Genomic DNA, 18,514 nt, shown 5'->3' on the forward strand with positions numbered 1-18,514 from the left:
CATGTGGCTGCGCAGCTATTCCACCTCGCTGTACCTGTTCCTCTACGCGCCCATCGCGCTGATCATCCTGTTCAGCTTCAACGCCGGGCGCAGCGGGCTGTCCTTCGAATGCTGCTCGGTGCAGTGGTTCGGCCGCGCCTTCGGCAACCCCTTCATCATGGAGGCCCTGGGCAACAGCGCGCTGATCGCCCTGTGCTCGGCGCTGATCGCCACCCTGTTCGGCACCCTCGCGGTGTTCGGCCTGCAGCGGGTGGGGCGGCGCGTGCGGATGTTCTTCGACGCCCTGACCTACTGCGCGATCATCATCCCCGGCATCGTCATCGGCATCGCCACGCTGATCGCCTTCATCAGCCTGTTCGAGGTGCTCAACCCGCTGCTGGATGTGATCCTCGGCACCGGCCTGCCGCGCCTGCGCATGGGCTTCGTCACGGTGGTGGCCGCCCATTCGCTGTTCACCATGGCGCTGGTGATGGTCATCGTCCGCACCCGCGTCGAGTCCCTGGACAAGGCCCTGCTGGAAGCCTCCGCCGACCTCTACGCGCCGCCGCTGGAGACCTTCCGCCGCGTGGTGCTGCCGCAGATCGTCCCGGCGATCATGGCCGGCTTCCTCCTGGCGTTCACCTTCAGCTTCGACGATTTCATCATCGCCTTCTTCGTCGCCGGCTCGGAAACCACGCTGCCGATCTACATCTTCTCGTCCATTCGCCGGGGCATCACCCCGGAGATCAACGCCATCTCGACCGTGATCATCTGCGCCTCCCTGGCGTTGCTGTTCACCTCCCGCTACCTGCAGAACCGCCGTACCGGCGCCTGACGACCACCTGGAGAACACCATGCGTGACCAGCTGTATATCAACGGGCAATGGGTCCGCCCGGACCTGGGTGGCCATTTCGACGTGATCGACCCGAGCAGCGGCGACCTGATCCAGCGCGTGCCGGCGGCCACCGAGGAAGACATCGACCACGCCGTGCGCGCCGCGCGCCAGGCTTTCAATCGCGGCTGGGGGCAGACCACCGGCGCCGAGCGTGCCGGCTGGCTGGAGGCCCTGGCCAGCGAGCTGGAAGGCCGCCAGGACGCCCTCGCGGTGCTGGAGGTGCGCGACAACGGCAAGCCGCTGCCCGAGGCGCAATGGGACATCGCCGACGCCATCGGCTGCTTCCGCTACTACGCCGAGCTGGCGCGGGAACTGGACGGCCGCCAGGACGAGGCGCTGGAACTGCCGGATGCGCGCTTCAGTTGCCGCATCCGCCACGAGCCGGTGGGCGTGGCCGGGCAGATCATCCCCTGGAACTACCCGCTGCTGATGGCCGCCTGGAAGGTCGCCCCGGCCCTGGCCGCCGGCGCCACCTGCGTGCTCAAGCCCTCGGAGCTGACCCCGCTCACCGCCCTGGAGCTGGCCAGCGCGGCGGACCGCATCGGCCTGCCCTCGGGCGTGCTCAACGTGGTCACCGGCCTCGGCGGTGATGCCGGCGGGCCCCTCAGCCAGCACCCGGGCGTGGACAAGCTGGCCTTCACCGGCAGCGTGCCCACGGGGGCGAAAATCATGTCGGCGGCGGCGGCCGACATCAAGAACATCAGCCTGGAGCTGGGCGGCAAGTCGGCCTTCATCGTCTTCGACGACGCGGATATCGAAGCGGCGGTGGAGTGGATCATGTTCGGCATCTTCTGGAACCAGGGCCAGGTGTGCAGCGCCACCTCGCGGCTGCTGGTGCAGGAGGGCATCGCCCCGCGCCTGCTCGAACGCCTGGTCGCCGAGGCGCGACGCATCACCATCGGCCCGGGCTTGGAGCGCGGCGTGCTGCTGGGCCCGCTGGTCAGCGCCGGGCAGTACCAGAAGGTCATGGGGATGATCGAGCAGGGCACCCGCGAGGCGACCCTGATCAGCGGCGGCAAGCGCCCCGCGCACCTGTCCCACGGCTACTTCCTGGAGCCGACCATCTTCGACGAGCCGGCGGACAACGCCAGCATCTGGCGCGACGAAATCTTCGGCCCGGTGCTCTGCGTCAAGCGCTTCAAGACAGAAGCCGACGCCCTGCGCCTGGCCAACGACAGCCGCTTCGGCCTCGCCGCCGCGGTGATGAGCGCCGACCTCGACCGCGCCGCCCGGGTGGCCAACGGCCTGCGCGCCGGCATCGTCTGGGTCAACTGCTCGCAACCCACCTTCACCCAGGCGCCCTGGGGCGGCATGAAACACAGCGGCATCGGCCGCGAGCTCGGCCGCTGGGGGCTGGACAACTACCTGGAGGTCAAGCAGGTCACCGAGTACCGCAGCCAGGAACCCTGGGGGTGGTACCTCAAGTGACCTCCCGTAGGGTGGGCTTCAGCCCACCGAATGCCGATGCGCGAAGGTGTTGGGACAGCCCGTAGCATGGGTTGAGCGAAGCGAAACCCATGCTGTGGTTGTGGTGTGCATGGCTGGATCGCCCCATCGCGAATGAATTCGCTCTGTCTGCGTTAAGTGTTGCTAGAAGAATTGAGCCCAGCTGATTGCCGAGCTCTGGTGATGTTTCTGGTTTCGCCCCTCCGGGCGAGTCCCTTTTCTCAGTCGTCGGGATGCCGAACCACAGAAAAGGAACCAAAAGGGCTTGCCCCATCATCCGGCCCGACTGCGTCGGGTTCCCTCACTCCATCGCCGCTCTGGGGGCCGGCGCGATGGGCCATCCATGGCCTGGCGCGCCTCTCGCGGCATCCATGCCGCTCGTCCCCCGGCGCAACGACTGCGTTCGGCCTCCTGGAGGGGCGTTGGCGGCTGCTCCAACTTTCTTCGTCCAGCGCATCACCACGTGGTGCGCACAGGCTTTCGTAGGATGGTGTAGAGCGAAGCGAAACCCATGCGGTGGAGGCGGCACGAACCCTTGGGCGCCCGGAAAATACCGTGCTTGAGCGCCTGCATTAAAACCACAACAGCTAACGCAGACATAGCCAATGAACTCGCTCCTACAAAAGCAGCCGGCCCCCGCCGCACAAGCGTGACCGCTGCGTAGGGTGGAGGTCGTTCTTTACCTCCACCAGGCGGAGTCGGGCCCCGGCACGGCATCATGCCTGAGGCTTCGCATCGATGGGTTTCGCGGAGCTCTACCCATCCTACGACGACGCCCCACGCAGAGTCAGGATCGGCACCTCGTCACGCGGAAACTCCGAGCAGGTAGAGGAGAAACGGTGGGCTGAAGCGGAGCGCCGACCGGCCCACCCTACGCCCACCCTGTGTCTGTGCATGACCGGATCGGTTGATCGCGAATGAATTCCCACAGGGCGGCGGATGGGCTCGACCCATGCGGGTGGAGGTCGCTTTTTACCTCCACCAGGCGGAGTCGAGCCCCGGTACAGCGTCATGCCTGAGGCTCCACATCGATGGGTTTCGCGGAGCTCTACCCATCCTACGAGGCCTCCACGCAGGGTTCGCCGTGTGCACAACGAACGGATCGGTGGGCGTTACGCCGGGCCGCCGTCGCCGGCGCGGAGGGCGGCGACCTGCTTCTTGTAGCGCGCCACCTCGGTGACGTCGTAGATCACCACGCAGAGGTGCTCGACGCTGCCGCTGGCGCCCATCAGCGGCAGCAGGGTGACGTTCTGGTACATGAGGTCCTCCTCCCCGGTGATCGGCTGGTAGTTCTTGAAGCGCACCAGGTAGGGCCGCTGCTCCCACAGGCTGAAGGCGCGGGTGCCGAGTTGCACCACGCTGTCCACCTTGCGTCGCAGCCAGGTCTCGTCGATCTCGTCGAACAGCTCGAACAGCACCTTGCCGTGGACCTCGTCCGGGCCCATGCCGGAGTGGTTCTCCATGAAGCTGTTCCACACCTCCACCTTGTACTGGCGGTCGAGAACGATCACGCCGACGTCGATGCACTGCACGATGTCGAGCAGCCAGTGAACCTCTTTGATATCGATCTGTGCCGGCATGGTCAGTCCATCAGGTAGCGGATCTTGTGGGTCAGGCGCGGGATCGAGTCCTCGGTGAACAGCAGCAGCAGGTCGAAGTGCACGTTGTGGCCCTCGACGCTGTAGCTGATCTCCACCGCCAGGGTCTTCTTCCAGCGGGTGCGGTTGAGGTGGATCAGCCGCTCGATGGATGCATGCTGGCCGAGCAGCTGCGGGTGGCCCTGGGAGAAGCGCACGTCGATCTGCTCGGCGATGCCCGCCAGGCAGGCGCCGATGATGATGCTGGCCAGGTCCAGCAGCATCTCCGAGGTTTCCTTGTCGTCGGCCGGGTGCCAGCCCAGCAGGTTGGCCATGTCGGCGATTTCGGAGTCGTGGAACAGCAGCAGCGCCTCGCCGGCGATGGCGTCGCCGATGAAGCCCTGGCACAGCGCGCTGAGCCGCTCGCCGCTCTGGGCGTCGGCCAGGGTCATGTGCAGCTCGCTGACCTCGAAGATGTTCACCTGGGGCACCGGCAGCTGCACGAACACATTCAGCACCTTGGCCAGCAGCGCGGCGGCGCGGCCCATGGCGACGTTGCTCACCTCGCGCAGGGCATCGCGGAAGTTGACCTTGAGGACCAGGTCCTCGCGGGAGGGCACCGGCTCGGCGGGCACACCCGGTGCCGACACCTTGAGCAGGCCCAGGCGTACCAGCACGGCGCGCAGCTCGGCGGGGTCGGCGGGCTTCTTGATGAAGGCCAGGGCGCCCAGCTCCAGCACCCGGCGCTGGGCCTCTTCCTGGATGTCGCCGGAAACCACCACCACCTGGGCCACCAGGCCCTCGGCCTGCAGCTGGGCCAGCACCTGGTAGCCATCCATCACCGGCATGGTCAGGTCCAGCAGCACCACCTGGCCCAAACCCTGGCGAATGGCGGCCATGGCTTCTTCACCCTGGGTGGCCTGGGTGATGGTCACCGGCCAATCCTGGGGCAGCGCGCGGATCAGTTGCTTGCGCGCCATCATCGAGTCATCGCAGACGAGGAGGGGAATCACTTAGCGGCACCGCCGTCACTTCAGGTCAGAGCAAGCATAGACGCTGGCCCGGGGCTCGCCGGCACGGGCGCCGGCGGGATTACGCTCAGATGTTCTGGCCGATACGCCAGAGCACGCCGCTGGGGTCGAAAAGAATGAAGTCGCGGATGCGCCAGGGCTGGTCCTCGGGCGGGATGGCGCGCACGCCGTAGCGCTCGATCACGCCGCTGGCCTGCACGTGCTGCCACCAGGCCTCAACGTCCTTCACCAGCAGGTGCATCATCAGGTTCTCGGCCAGGGCCTGCTCGTAGAAGTTCTGCAGCAGGAAGGCGCAGTCGCCATGGCTGAAATAGGCGATCTCCTCGGAGACGCCGCCGGGCTTGAAGCCCAGGTCCAGGTAAAAGGCCTTGCTCTGTTCGTAGTCCTTCGCGGGGACGAAGGCCTTCATTTCAACGGTTTCCAGCGTGCTCATGGGCTATCCCTGTGGTCGGTGAACAGGCCGTCGCGGTCAGGTGGGCGCCTCTGCGGACGCCTGCAGGCGCATCCTAAACCCAGGAATACCCGCTCCGGTAGCCCGTCAGGAGCACGACGGTCGCGTCTCCGCATGATCGATGCAGGGGCGACTTCAGTCGCCAAGCGGCGCGCAGCGCCGCCGCCCTGGTAGGAGCGAATTCATTCGCGATGGGATGATCAGGCCATGCACGGCACAGCATGGGTTTCGCTTCGCTCTACGCCATCCTACGGTCCGCGACCCCCCTCAAATCCCCCGGGTCATGAACCGATGGGCGGCGATGCCGGGGATAGGGGAGGGGCGCTCGTGCTCGACCACGAAGCCCAGACGTTCGTAGAGCGCCTGGGCGCGGGGGTTGGCGGCGGAAACGTCGAGGGCGGCGCGTTGCAGGCCGTCATGACGGCCCAGGTGCAGCAGGTGGTCGATCAGCCGCTGGCCGATGCCCTGGCCGGTGAGGCCCTCTGCCACGCCCAGGTGGGCGAGGTAGCAGGTGGCGGCGGGTGGCGGCTGGATGATGCGCTCCAGCTGCAGGCCGCGGCGGATCACCGCGGCGGCGCCGAAGCCGTAGAAGCCGACGATCTGCCCCAGCGCCGCCAGGCTGTTGCGCAGGTTGGCCTCGCCGCTGAAGGCGGTGCCGGTGGCGACGATGCGGCCGTCCTGCTCGCCCACCCAATGCAGGCGGTAGCCGAACTCGCCCGCCTCCCGCGCCAGGGTCCAGCGCAGGAAGTCCACCGCGCTGCGCCCGCCACGGGCGAAGGCGTGGTCGAAGGCGGCGGGGCCGGAGCGGTACACCAGCGGGGCGATGGCCGGGGCATCGGCCGGTGTCGCGGGGCGGAAGGTCAGGGCCATGGCGGGGGCTCGGAAGGGCAGGGGAATGCGAAAATTAGCACTTTCGTACCATGTTTCGCGAGTGCCCCGCCGAGCCGCCCACCGCGCCGCCCTGAGCCCAGGGCCGCGCGGCTTTCCGGCTTCAGTCGCCCTGCAGCAGCTGCTGCACGCCGTCCAGGGCTTCGCGGCGCAGGCGCTCGATATCGAGCCCCGGGATCACCCCGTCATCCACCACCAGGCGCCCACCCACCAGGCTGTAGCGCACCGCCATCGGCTCGCCGGCCAGCACCGGCGCCAGGGCCGGGTCGTGGAAGCCGAAGAAGCGCGGGTGGTCGAGGCCGTAGAGCACCAGGTCGGCGGCCTGGCCCACTTCCAGGGTGCCCACCGCGCCCAGGCCCAGCACCGTGGCGCCGCCGGCGGTGCCCCAGTGGATGACGTCCTCGGCCAGGGTGGCCGAGGCACCCTGGTTGGCGCGGTGGATCAGCCACGCGGTGTTGGCCTCGCCGACCATGCTCCCGGACTCGTTGGAGGCGACGCCGTCCACCCCCAGGGAGATGGGCACGCCGGCCGCCGCCATCTGCGGCACCGGGGCGATGCCGCTGCCCAGGCGCGCATTGCTCACCGGGCAGTGGGAGATGCCGGTGCCGGTCTGCGCCAGCATGCGGATCTCCGACGGCTGGGCATGGACCATATGGGCGAACCACACGTCCGGCCCCAGCCACTCGTGCTCGGCGACGAACTCCACCGGCAGGCAGTTGTACTTCTCGCGGCAGAAGTTCACGTAGTTCTGCGTCTCCGACAGGTGCGTGTGCAGGCGCAGGCCCATGCGCCGGGCGCTCTGCGCCAGCTCGCGGAGCAGCGTCGGCGGCAGCGAGAAGGTCGGCGTGGTGGGGGCGACCACCACCCGGCGCAGGGCGTCGGGGGTGTTCTGGTGGTAGCGCGCCTTGAGCCGCTCGATGTCGCCGAGCATCTGTTCCAGGCTCTCCGGCTGCAGCGCGGTCTTGGAGAAGCCCGGGTGGGCGTTGGCCGACTCCAATGCGCCGCCCCGGCAGAGCACGAAGCGCATGCCGAATTCTTCGGCGATGTCGAACAGCGCGTCGCCGCTCTCGGTGCTGCCATGGGCGTGGTAGAGGTAATGGTGGTCGGCGCAGGTGGTGACGCCCGACAGCAGCAGCTCGGCCATGCCCAGGCGCGCGGCGATGCGCACCAGCTCGGTGGTGAAGCGCGACAGGCGCGGGTAGGGCACGCTGGCCAGCCAGCCTTGCAGGTCCTGGTTGAGGCCGGCGGGTACGGCCTTGAGCAGGTTCTGCGCCAGGTGGTGGTGGGTGTTCACCCAGCCCGGGTAGACCAGGCAGTTGCGCGCGTCGATCACCCGCTCGCCGGCGACCGGCTGCAGGTCGTTGACCATCTCGGCGATGCGCCCGTTGCGGATGCGGATGTCGACGCCACCGGCGCGGGCGCGGTCGCCGCGCAGGCCGGTCATCACCGCCTGGGGATTCTTGATCAGGATGTCGTTCATGGAAGGTTCCCGTGGTTGCGGTCAGAGCACGTCGTGGAGGGTCTTGCCGTTCGCGGTGTCCGGCACGCCGACGCCATTGAGGGCGGCGTTGAGGCCCACCGACACCAGGCAGGCGATCACCACGCTGCTGTGCAGGAAGGGCTGGCTCCACTCGGGCAGTTGATGGAACAGGGCGGGGGAGAGCACCGGCACCAGCGCGGCGGCGATGGTGAAGCCGACGATCAGCACGTTGTAGCGGTTGCGCTCGTAGTCGACCTTGGCCAGGGTCTGGATGCCGGCGGCGGCGACCACGCCGAACATGGCCACGGCAGCGCCCCCCAGGGCGGCGGTGGGCATCGAGGCGATGACGGCGCCGGCCTTGGGGATCAGCGCCACGGCGCACATCATCAGCCCGCTGACGGCCACCACCCAGCGGCTGCGCACGCCGGTGAGGATCACCAGGCCGACGTTCTCCATGAAGGCGATGAAGGGGAAGCCGGCGAACATCCCGGCGATGGCGCTGGACAGGCCGTTGGCGCGCAGCCCGGCGACCACCTGGCGGTCTTCCACCGGGCGCTCGACGATGTCGCCGATGGCCACGAACAGGCCCATGGACTCGACCATCTGCACGATCATCACCACCACCATGGTGGCGATGGGGATCAGCGCGAAGGTGGGCACGCCGAAGTGGAAGGGCACCGGCACCGTCAGCCAGGGCGCCTCTTCCACGCCGTGGAAGTTGCCCATGCCCAGCCCATAGGCCAGGCCGCCACCCACCAGCATGCCGATCAGCACCGACATGTTGCGCAGCAGCGGGCTGCCGTAGCGGGTCACCAGCAGGATCACCGCCAGCACCACCACCGTCACCAGCAGGAAGCCGGGGGCGCCGAAGTCGCTGTGGTTGCGCCCGCCGCCGGCCCATTCGTAGGCGATGGGGAACAGCTGCAGGCCGATCACCGTGACGATGCAGCCGGTGACCACCGGCGGGAACAGCCGTCGCAGGCGCCCCACCCAGGGCGCCACCAGCATGGTGAAGAGGCCGGCGCCGATCACCGCGCCGCAGATACCGGCGACGCCGATGTCGGGGTTGCTGCCGATGGCGATCACCGGCCCCACGCTGCTGAAGGCGGCGCCCTGGAGGATCGGCAGGCGCACGCCGAACTTCCAGAAGCCCAGGGTCTGCATCAGGGTGGCGATGCCGCAGCAGAACAGCGTGGTGCTGATCAGCAGCACGGTGTCCGGCTGGGACATCTTCAGGGCGCTGGCGACGATCAGGGGGACGGCGATGGCGCCGATGTACGAGACGGCCATGTGTTGCAGGCCGAGGGTGAGCATCTGACGGAGCGGCAGAATCTGGTCTACCGGGTGCACGGCTGAATTCATGGTGTAAGTCCTCTGGCGAATTGTTCTTGTTGCTGAGGGAACCCGTTCAGTGTGCCCAGGGCCGTCGCCCGGCTCACGGGCGTAGCGGCAGCCCGGAGCGTGGTCAGCCTGCGAGGCAGGCGGCGAACCCCTGGTTGAGGGCGGCGCGATCGAGGTCGCGGCCGATGAACACGATCTTGCTGGTGCGCGGCTCGTTGCCCCAGGGCGTGGAGGCGCGGAATTCCACCAGGCTGTGCACGCCCTGCAGCACGTAGCGCTGGTCCTCGCCCTGCACGGCGAGCACGCCCTTCATGCGGTAGAGGGTGTCGGCCTGGCGCTGGCGCAGGTCGGTGATCCAGCGGTGGAAGGCCATCAGGTCGATGTCCTGGGTCACGGCGATGCCCACCGAGCTGACGCTGGGGTCGTGCTCGTGGCCGGTGTCCGCAGCAGGCTCGGGGTGGTCATGGTCATGGTCATGGTCATGGTCATGGTCATGGTCATGGCCGTGGTCGTGATGCTCCGCGCCGATCTCCATCAGCTTGCGGGTGGCCTCGAAGGCGCCGACGCCGAGGATGCCGTCCAGGTCGATGCGGGCGTAACTGGAGGTCACCAGCTCGGCGGTGGCGTTGAGGCTGCGCACCTTGCCTTGCAGGTCGGCCAGTTCCTCGCCGTTCACCAGGTCCACCTTGTTGATGATGATGCGGTCGGCACAGACGATCTGGTCCACCGCCTGGTTGTCCACGCCGTCGAGCTGCAGGTCCTCCAGGTGCTGGGCGACGTGCTTGGCGTCCACCAGGGTGACGATGGCGTCCAGCTCCACCTCGGCGGCGATCGGGTCGTCGATGAAGAAGCTCTGTGCCACCGGGTAGGGGTCGGCCAGGCCGCTGGTCTCGATGAGGATGCGGTCCAGGCGCACCGGGCGCGCCACCAGCTCGCGGATGATGCGCACCAGGTCCTCGCGGACCTCGGCGGTGCAGCACACGCAGCCGTTGACCATCTCGTAGATCTCCTCGCTCTCGGAGCTGAGCACCAGGTCGCCGTCGATGCCGACTTCGCCGAACTCGTTTTCGATCACGGCGATCTTGTGGCCGTGGTTCTCCTTGAGGATGTAGTTGAGCAGGGTGGTTTTGCCGGCCCCGAGGAAGCCGGTGAGGATGGTCACCGGGATCTTGCGGTTGGGCGTCGGGGCGTTGAATGGACTGTTCATGCGAGCTCCTTCGGGGTTGCGGAATGGCCGCCGTCGGCGCCGGCTTGCGGGGCGGGTTCGCCCCAGCGCAGCGCGGTGCCGGCGTCGAGGCCGAACAGGTCGAGCACCCGGCCGAGGCTGTGGTCGACCATCTGTGAAAGCGATTGCGGGCGGGCGTAGAAGGCCGGCACCGGCGGGGCGATGATCCCGCCCATCTCGGTGACCGCCGTCATGTTGCGCAGGTGCGCCAGGGTCAGCGGCGTTTCCCGCGCCATCAGCACCAGCGGCCGGCGTTCCTTGAGGGTCACGTCGGCGGCGCGGGTCAGCAGGCTCGAGGAGGCGCCGCTGGCGATCTCCGCCAGGGTGCGCATGGAGCAGGGCGCCACCACCATGCCCAGGCAGCGGAACGAGCCGCTGGCGATGCCGGCGGCCACGTCGTCGGCGCGGTGGTGGTGGCTGGCGCGGGCGATGACGTCGGCCAGCTTGTAGTCGGTCTCGTGGGCCATGGTCAGCTGTGCCGCGCGGCTCAGCACCAGGTGGCTCTCGATCCCCAGCTGTTCCAGCAGCTCCAGCAGGCGCACGCCGTAGATGAAGCCCGAGGCGCCGCTGATGCCCACCACCAGGCGACGGGGGGCCGTCATGACGCGCCCCCCGGCAGGTAGCCCTTCAATAGCTGACGCATGCGCCCCTGGATGCGCGGGTCGAGCTGCGCGCGGATGCCGTCGAAGCCGCTGTTGCGGGTGGCGTCCAGGCCCATGCGCGAGGTGGTGCCGTTGGCCGAGGAGGACGGGTCCAGCGGGCTGCCCGGCAGGCCGTCGATGGTGAACAGGTCCTGGTGTGGCTGGAAGTGCGTGGCCAGCGCCCAGAGCACCTGGCTGTCGTCGCTGATGTCGATGTCGCTGTCCACCGCGATCACCGTCTTCAGGTACGGGTCCCAGCCGAGCAGGGCCAGCATGATCTGCCGCGCCTCGCCGTCGCGGCTCTGGTCCAGCGCCACGTAGCAATGGAAGTGGGTGCCGGAGTTGGGGTAGTGCACGGCGGTCACCGCCGGGAAGCGCGCCTTGAGCTTCTCGCTCATCTCCGCCTCGCGGGGCAGCCGCGCCAGGGTCAGGTGCTCGGCGTAGCGCCCGCCCACCACGTCCACCAGCCAGGCATCGCGCCGGCGCAGCAGGGTGTCGACGCGCAGCACGTTGTTGGTGGAGCGGTCGGAGGAGTAGCCGCTGAACTCGCCGAAGGGGCCTTCCTCGGCATAGGCGGTGGGGTCGATGGCGCCCTCCAGCACGAACTCGGCGTGGGCCGGCACGCCGATGCCGTAGCGCGGCGTCTTCACCAGCTCCAGGGGCGCGCCGAACAGGCCGCCGGCCACCGCGCGCTCGTCGGCGCCATAGGGCAGGCGCGCGGCGGCGGCCAGCATGAACAGCGGGTGAGCGCCCACCACCATGGCCACCGGCAGCTCCTCGCCGCGTTCGCGGGCGGCCTGCAGCATGCGCCACAGGTGGCCGCGGGAATGCAGGCTGGTGGCCAGGGCCTGGCGGGCATGGCGCATGGAGCGGTGGTAGCTCATGTTGGCCACGTCCGTGACCGGGTCCTGGGCGACGATGATGGCGTTGGTGATGTAGGGCCCGCGGTCGCTGTCGAAGTGCTTGAGCATCGGCAGCAGCGCCAGGTCCAGGGCCTCGCCCTCGATCACCTCGTCGAGCACCGGGCCGGTGGCCAGGTAGACCGGCGGAACGGGGGCGTTGGCGCGGGCCTGGAACACCTCGTGGAGCTTCGCCGGGGTGGTGCCGAAGAGCCGGGCGATGCGGGTTCGCGAGGCGAACAGGTTGGTCATCACCGGCACGCCGAGGCTGCCCACCCGCTCGCAGATCAGCAGCGGGTGCTGGCCCCGGGCGGCCAGGGCGTCGACCAGGGCGGTGACGTCCTGGTCGGCGGAAAGGGGTTCCTTGATGGTCAGCACGTCGTCGGCGAAGCGCTCGCGGTAGGCCTCGATGAACGCGTGGAAATCCTGGGTCGTGGCAAAGCTCGGCAGGGTCATGGTGCACCTCTCGAAAAGCAGGCGGTCCCGGGGCGCGGGGTGTCCGAGTCCCTGCACGCGGCCGGCCGATGGCCGACCGCGTGCGGTCCCCGGGACGCCTGTAAGTACCGCAGTGGAATCCCTAGAGGTAGGTGGTGGTCAGGCGGATCTCCGCCTCCGTCAGGTCCTTGGGCGGCGGCGTCGGGTCGATGCCCACCAGGCGGGCGATGTTGTTGCCCAGGTAGTCCTCGAGGTGGTCCTCGTCGATGCCCAGCCCTTGCGGGGCGGGCGAGCAGAGCACCTCCAGCTCGCGCAACCACATGCCCGGTTCGTTCGGCGGCGAGTCGGTGCCGAAGACGATCTTGTGGCGCGGCAGCTCCTTGGCGAACTCGACGATGCGCGACTGGAAGCACCAGCCCGACTCGCAGTACACGTTGGGCGTGTCCATCGCCATCCAGAAGGCCTCGAAGGAGTAGTTGCCGCCGGTCTGGATGCCGAAGTGGCCGATGATGAAGTTCACCATCGGGAACTCGCGGATGATCGGGTAGAACATGGTCGGGATGGTGTAGGGCCCGTCACCGGTGTGGATCAGCACCACGATGTTGTACTTGGCGCAGACCTTCATCGCCGGGCGCAGCCAGTCCAGGGCGCGGTCCGGGCGGTAGCCGTGCATGTTGGCGTGCAGCTTGAGCATCTTGAAACCGTATTCCTTGACGTGGAATTCCAGCTCCGCCGCACCGTTTTCCGGGCCCCAGCGCGGGTTGAAGGTGAAGTTGCCGATGAAGCGGTCGGGGTAGTTCACGCACAGCTCGGCGATGTACGACATGTAGTCGCGCACGCCTTCGCGGCCACGGCGGTTGCCGTCGCGGTAGCCGGTGTTGCCCGGCGGCGGCTGGATGAAGCCCATGTCGATGCGGCGCGGCTTGCCGTTGATCATGTAGGGGCCGTCCATCAGCTTGAGCATGCGCTCGCCGGTGAAGGGCGTGCCGGTGTGGCGCCAGGCCTCGTCGACCAGGTTGGTGGGGTGCAGGTGGGTGTCGATGATCATCGCATCAGCTCCTGGCCAGTTGCGTGGTGACGGGGCTCTTCAGCAGCGCCTCGGCTTCGGCGAGGCTGCGCGGCGGCGGGGTCGGCTCCAGGCCGATCATCCGGGCGGTGTTGTTGCCGAGGTATTCCTCGAGGGTGTCCTCGTCCAGGTCCAGCCCCTGGGGCGGCTCCATGCACAGCACCTCCAGCAGGCGCAGCCACATGCCCGGCTCGTTGGGCGGGGTGTCGGTGCCGAAGAGGATCTTGTGGGTCGGCAGGACCTTGGCGAACTCGACGATGCGCGATTGCAGGCACCAGCCGGACTCGCAGTAGACGTTGGGCAGCTCCATGGCCCACTGCATGGGCTCGAACACGTAGACGCCACCGGTCTGCACGCCGAAGTGCGCCATGATGAAGTCGACGTTGGGGAACTCCTTGATCATCGGCACCCACTCGGAAGGGATGCTGTAGGGGCCGTCACCGGTGTGCAGCTTCACCGGCACGCCCAGCTCGGCGCATTTCTCGAAGGCCGGGCGGACCCAGTCCAGGGCGCGGTCCGGGCGGTAGGCATGCATGTTGGCCTGCATCTGGACCATCTTGAAGCCGTGCTCGGTGACGTAGCGTTCGATGGCCTCGACGCCGTTCTGCACGCCGCAGCGGGGGTTGTAGACGAAGCAGCCGATGAAGCGGTCCGGGTAGGTCTGGACCATCTTCAGGGTGTAGGCCATGTAGGCGTCGATGGATTCGCGGCCCGACAGCTCGCCGTCGGTCCAGGTGTAGATGGTGTTGCCCTGGGGCGGCTGGATGAAGGCCTTGTCGATGCGGCGCGGTTTGCCGTTGACCAGATAGGGGCCATCCATCATCTCCAGCAGGCGCTCGCCGGTGAAGGGGTCACCGTCGTGCCTCCAGGCGAGGTCCACCAGATCGGTGGGGTAGCAACTGATATCGATGATCACAGTTCGATCTCCTGATAGTGCGGGGAAGGAAGACCTTCCGGTTCGCAACAGATCGACCTGTGCAATGGCCATTGCTAGGTGCCTCGCAGCACCTTCCCGCGCCTCTTGCAGGGCGCACAGGACCTGAGCTGTCGCTTGGTCCGCAGTATTGGGAGGGGCCTTGGAGCGCGACCAATACTATTTGGCCGCTGGGTTGATATGCGCTGGATATCGGCCCCGCAAGAGGATGATTTGCAAGGGGTTATCCACAGCGCCATGCCCGCGTTGGGCACGAATTCACCGCGCAAGTGGCCTCTGTAGGATGGGTAGAGCTACGCGAAACCCATCAATGCGGCGCCTCAGGCATAACGGCGTGCCCGGTCCGACTCCGCCTGGTGGATGAAAAAGCGCCATCCACCCTACACAGCGGTCATGTCTCTGCCTGTGTGTTGCCGCTTTTCCCGTGGCTCGGTGCTCGCTCCGCCAGCATGGGTTTCGCTTCGCTCTACCCATCCTACGAGTGCATTGCTCCGCCGTAGGATCGGTCGCGATCGGGCTTCCAGGTGCTCACCCGATCGCCGCGAACGTCCTCGCCGCCATGTCGCGGATGGCGGCGATCATCGGCGCAACCTTCTCGCCACCGCCGTGGGGCCAGAGGGCGTAGAGGTTGTAGTGCGCGGGAATGCTGGTGCGGGTCAGGCGCACCAGGCGGCCTTCGCGCAGGGCATCGGCGGCCAGCAGGCCGCGCACCAGCCCCACGCCGGTGCCGGCCTCGGCGGCGGCCAGCAGGTTGGCGACGTTGTCGAACACCATCACCGCCGCAGGCTCGGTGGGCTCCAGGCCGGCGGCGTCGAGCCAGGGGATCCACGAGCGCCGCGAGTAGCCCAGCAGCGGCAGCTTCAGCACCTCGGCCGGCTCGATGGGGGCCACCAAGCCATGGCGTTGCAGCAGCGCCGGGGAGACGACGGGGGTGACGCGGTCGTCGCAGAGGGGCGCGAACTCGCAGTCCTGCCACTCGCCGTAGCCGTAACGCAGGCTCAGGTCGACGCGCTCGAACGCCTGGCGCTCCAGGCGCGGCATGGACAGGAAGAGGATCTCGCGGCCGGGGAACAGCTCCAGCAGCGCCGGCAGGCGGGCGTTGAGCCAGCTCTGCGCCAGCTCGGCATCCACATCCAGGGTCAGGCGCCGGGGCAGTTCGCGGTGGCTCACCGAGGACAGTGCCTTGTCGATCTGCATCAGGCCGTCGGCGAGCATCCCGGCGAACAGCTGGCCGGCATCGGTGAGGCTGCTGCGGCCCTTCTCGCGAAGGAACAGCGGCTGCCCGACGAATTCTTCCAGCGTGCGGATCTGCTGGCTCACGGCGCTGTGGCTGAGGTCCAGGTCGCGGGCGGCCTGGGAGAAGCTGCCGGTACGGGCGGCCTGGAGAAACGCGCTCATCGACTGCAGCGACGGGTATCGCTTGTACATGGCTGTAAGTCCTGCTTACACGGGTTGGCGGAAATCGTCGCTGGCTGGCGCCGCAGCTCCCACCCACTATGGGGCGGCACGACTACACGCGAATTCTCGCCTCAGTTCAAGGAGCGCCCGGCATGATCGAGATCGTGGTGAACGGTACAGGCCATCAGTTGGAAGACACGCTGGCGTCCACGCCCTTGCTCTGGGTCCTGCGCGACCGCCTGTACCTGACCGGCACCAAGTTCGGTTGCGGCGGTGGTTTCTGCGGCGCCTGCACGGTGCACCTGGACGGCACGCCGATCCGCTCCTGCCAGTTCCCCCTGGCGGCTGCGGCGGGGCATGCGATCACCACCATCGAAGGGCTGTCCGCCGAGGGCGACCACCCGCTGCAACTCGCCTGGGTCGAGGAGGACGTGCCCCAGTGCGGCTACTGCCAATCCGGCCAGTTGATGTCGGCGGCGGCATTGCTGGCCTCCGGCACCGCCATCGACGACGACACCATCCGCTCGGCCATGGCCGGCAACATCTGCCGCTGCGGCACCTACCCGCGTATCAGCAAGGCCATCAAGCGTGCCGCCGCGGCACAGGGGGACGCCACATGAGCCTGGCCCGGCCGCTGGCGCGGCGCACCTTCCTCAAGCATTCGGCGACCCTGGCCTCGGGCCTGGCCATCGGCTTCCACCTGGGCGGCGCCCAGGCCGGGCGCGAACTCGGCACGGCCGCCGGGGCCACGGCGCCCTTCGAGCCCAACGCCTGGGTGCGGGTGCTGGCCGACGGCACGGTGAGGATCGTGGTGCACAAGCACGACTCCGGCACCGGCACCCACACCGCGCTGGCCGCCTGCGTCGCCGAGGAACTGGACCTGGACCCGCTGGAGGTGCAGGTGATCACCCCCGAGAACCCCTTCTTCGAGGCCTACCGGCACCCGCTGTGGAAAGTGTTTTCCACCGGCGGCAGCACCAGCGTTTCCCTGGAATACGGGCGCCTGCGCGAGGCCGGCGCCACCGCGCGCACCCTGCTGGTGGAGGCCGCGGCGCTGCGCTGGGGCGTGGCGCCCAGTGATTGCACCACCCGTGGCGGGCAGGTGCTGCATGCCGCCAGCGGCCGCCGCGTGGGCTACGGCGAGCTGGCCGACGCCGCCGCACAATTGCCGGCGCCCAAAGAGGTGAAGCTCAAGGACCCGGCGCAGTTCCGCTACATCGGCAAGCTGCGCCACAAGCGCCACGCGGCGGACAAGGTGCGTGGGCGCTTCGAGTACGGCATCGACGCCCGGGTGCCGGGCATGTGGGTGGCGGTGGTGCAGCGCAGCCCGGTGGTCAACGGCCGGGTGGCGAGGATCGACGACAGCGCGGCGCTGAAGGTGCCCGGCGTGCACCGGGTCATCCGCATCCCCGCGCAGGACAAGGTGCTCGGCGGCAACCAGGAAGGCGTGGCGGTGCTCGCCGACGACTACTGGGCCGCCAAGCTGGGGCGCGCCGCGCTGGTGGTGGAGTGGCAGGGCGGCCTGGCGGATTTCGACAGCGAGCACCTGGCCGCAACCCAGGCCAAGGCGCTGGAAGCCGCCAGCGCCGCGCCGGTGCCGACGCTGCAGGCCGGTGACGCCGCTGCGGCCCTGGGCGGCGCCGGGCGGGTGATCAAGGCCGACTACCGCATGCCCGGCAAGATGCAGAACCCCCTGGAGCCGGTGTGCATCATCGCCTGGCTCGACGCGGGCGGGATCACCTTCAAGGGCGGCGTGCAGGTGCCGTCCTTCGCCATGGAGGCGGCCGAGGTGATCTGCGGCCTGCCGCCGGAAAAAGTGCACATCGACGAGATGGTCTCCGGCGGCAGCTTCGGCGCGCGGGAGGCCAAGTACTGGCTGTTCGAGGTCGCCTACCTGGCCGCCCAGGCCAAGGTGCCGGTGAAGCTGATGAACAGCCGCGAGGACGAGATGCGTGCCCTCTACGGCCACCCCGCCACCTTGCACCGCCTGGAAGGGGCCCTGGATGGCGAGGGCGCCCTGCAGGCGCTCAGGCTGCGCGCGGTGTCCCCGGCCTCGCCGGAAATGTGGGAGCCGGGCTACTTCGAGCGCCCGGACCACATGGACTACAGCACCACCGAGGCCATCTCCGCCTTCGACTTCGCCTACCGCGCGCCGCACCTGGACCTGGCCTGGCTGCGCCACGAAAGCGGCGTGCCCAGCGGCTGGTACCGCTCGGTGAGCTTCATCCCCAACGTCTTCGCGGTGGAGAGCTTCATGGACGAGCTGGCCCAGGCCGGCGGCCGCGATCCGCTGGATTTCCGCCTGACGCACATGCACGAACGGCCGCGCCATGTGGAGGTGCTGCGCACCGCGGCGAAGCGCGCCGGCTGGGGCCACGCGGCGGGGGCGGACTCGGCCCTGGGCATCGCCACCAACCAGGGCTACGGCAGCTTCATCGCGGTGATCGCCCAGGTGGCCCGGCGCAACGGCACGGTGCAGGTGGAGCGCCTCACCTGCGTGGTGGATTGCGGCCTGGCGGTGTCCCCCGGCGGGGTGGAGGAGCAACTCCAGGGCGGGCTGATGTGGGGGCTCGGCCATGCGCTGTTCGACCGCCTCGACATCCGCCAGGGCCAGGTGGTGCAGAGCAACTTCCACGACTACCGGGTGGCGCGCATGTCGGACATGCCGGCGCTGGACATCCAGGTGCTCGAAGGCGCGCGGGACACGCCCGGCGGCATCGGCGAGCTGGCCAGCCCGGCGGTGGCGCCGGCCATCGCCAACGCGGTGTTCCGGCTCACCGGCAAGCGCCTGCGGGACACGCCGCTGGCGCTGGATGGCCTGGGCTGA

Annotated in this window: 16 protein-coding genes; 4 read left to right on the top strand and 12 right to left on the bottom strand. The window is 68.6% G+C overall.

All coding sequences use genetic code 11. The annotated features are described in order from the left end of the window. The first annotated feature begins 1 nt into the window (after window position 1). On the top strand, window positions 2-814 hold the full coding sequence (locus PSm6_RS14885; protein ID WP_265170464.1) for an ABC transporter permease: 813 nt from the start codon (window positions 2-4) through the stop codon (window positions 812-814). A gap of 19 nt (window positions 815-833) precedes the next feature. Further along, window positions 834-2,303, top strand: a complete 1,470-nt coding sequence (locus PSm6_RS14890; protein WP_184489665.1) for an aldehyde dehydrogenase family protein — start codon at window positions 834-836, stop codon at window positions 2,301-2,303. 1,130 nt (window positions 2,304-3,433) lie between these two features. Here PSm6_RS14890 and PSm6_RS14895 read toward each other — a convergent pair. The 12 genes from PSm6_RS14895 to PSm6_RS14950 form a co-directional block, all read right to left on the bottom strand. Continuing rightward, window positions 3,434-3,901: a PAS domain-containing protein gene (locus PSm6_RS14895; protein ID WP_043245029.1), complete on the bottom strand. Its 468-nt coding sequence runs from the start codon at window positions 3,899-3,901 to the stop codon at window positions 3,434-3,436. Window positions 3,902-3,903: 2 nt separating this feature from the next. After that, entirely contained in the window at window positions 3,904-4,911 is a 1,008-nt protein-coding gene (locus tag PSm6_RS14900) for a response regulator (RefSeq protein WP_265170465.1), read from the bottom strand. An 85-nt stretch (window positions 4,912-4,996) separates the two neighbouring features. Further along, window positions 4,997-5,362, bottom strand: coding sequence for a VOC family protein (locus PSm6_RS14905; protein WP_263403912.1), 366 nt, complete (start codon window positions 5,360-5,362; stop codon window positions 4,997-4,999). Between the two features lie 285 nt (window positions 5,363-5,647). After that, on the bottom strand, window positions 5,648-6,250 hold the full coding sequence (locus PSm6_RS14910) for a GNAT family N-acetyltransferase (RefSeq protein WP_021217533.1): 603 nt from the start codon (window positions 6,248-6,250) through the stop codon (window positions 5,648-5,650). Between the two features lie 121 nt (window positions 6,251-6,371). Then, window positions 6,372-7,748 (bottom strand): amidohydrolase family protein, encoded by a 1,377-nt coding sequence (locus tag PSm6_RS14915; protein WP_265170466.1) that lies wholly within the window; start codon window positions 7,746-7,748, stop codon window positions 6,372-6,374. A 21-nt stretch (window positions 7,749-7,769) separates the two neighbouring features. Next, window positions 7,770-9,110: a nucleobase:cation symporter-2 family protein gene (locus PSm6_RS14920; RefSeq protein ID WP_021217535.1), complete on the bottom strand. Its 1,341-nt coding sequence runs from the start codon at window positions 9,108-9,110 to the stop codon at window positions 7,770-7,772. Between the two features lie 103 nt (window positions 9,111-9,213). After that, a complete protein-coding gene (locus PSm6_RS14925) occupies window positions 9,214-10,296 on the bottom strand; it encodes a CobW family GTP-binding protein (protein WP_265170467.1) in 1,083 nt (360 codons plus the stop codon). Further along, window positions 10,293-10,916 carry a UbiX family flavin prenyltransferase gene (locus tag PSm6_RS14930; protein ID WP_043245034.1) on the bottom strand — a complete coding sequence of 208 codons (624 nt, stop codon included), beginning with the start codon at window positions 10,914-10,916 and terminating at the stop codon, window positions 10,293-10,295. Before PSm6_RS14930 ends, PSm6_RS14925 begins: the two co-directional genes overlap by 4 nt. Beyond that, on the bottom strand, window positions 10,913-12,310 hold the full coding sequence (locus PSm6_RS14935) for a UbiD family decarboxylase (protein WP_265170468.1): 1,398 nt from the start codon (window positions 12,308-12,310) through the stop codon (window positions 10,913-10,915). The genes PSm6_RS14930 and PSm6_RS14935 overlap by 4 nt, the downstream gene beginning before the upstream one ends. Before the next feature lie 121 nt (window positions 12,311-12,431). Then, entirely contained in the window at window positions 12,432-13,337 is a 906-nt protein-coding gene (locus PSm6_RS14940; RefSeq protein WP_265170469.1) for an amidohydrolase family protein, read from the bottom strand. Between the two features lie 4 nt (window positions 13,338-13,341). Next, window positions 13,342-14,271 (bottom strand): amidohydrolase family protein, encoded by a 930-nt coding sequence (locus tag PSm6_RS14945; RefSeq protein WP_043245037.1) that lies wholly within the window; start codon window positions 14,269-14,271, stop codon window positions 13,342-13,344. A 546-nt stretch (window positions 14,272-14,817) separates the two neighbouring features. Continuing rightward, window positions 14,818-15,717, bottom strand: coding sequence for a LysR substrate-binding domain-containing protein (locus PSm6_RS14950; RefSeq protein ID WP_021217541.1), 900 nt, complete (start codon window positions 15,715-15,717; stop codon window positions 14,818-14,820). A 122-nt stretch (window positions 15,718-15,839) separates the two neighbouring features. Here PSm6_RS14950 and PSm6_RS14955 point away from each other — a divergent pair, with 122 nt between their 5' ends. Then, complete coding sequence (locus PSm6_RS14955) at window positions 15,840-16,307, top strand: (2Fe-2S)-binding protein (RefSeq protein WP_043245040.1); 468 nt, start codon at window positions 15,840-15,842, stop codon at window positions 16,305-16,307. Then, on the top strand, window positions 16,304-18,514 hold the full coding sequence (locus tag PSm6_RS14960; RefSeq protein ID WP_265170470.1) for a xanthine dehydrogenase family protein molybdopterin-binding subunit: 2,211 nt from the start codon (window positions 16,304-16,306) through the stop codon (window positions 18,512-18,514). Before PSm6_RS14955 ends, PSm6_RS14960 begins: the two co-directional genes overlap by 4 nt.

This window comes from Pseudomonas solani (assembly GCF_026072635.1).
Lineage (GTDB): Bacteria > Pseudomonadota > Gammaproteobacteria > Pseudomonadales > Pseudomonadaceae > Metapseudomonas > Metapseudomonas solani.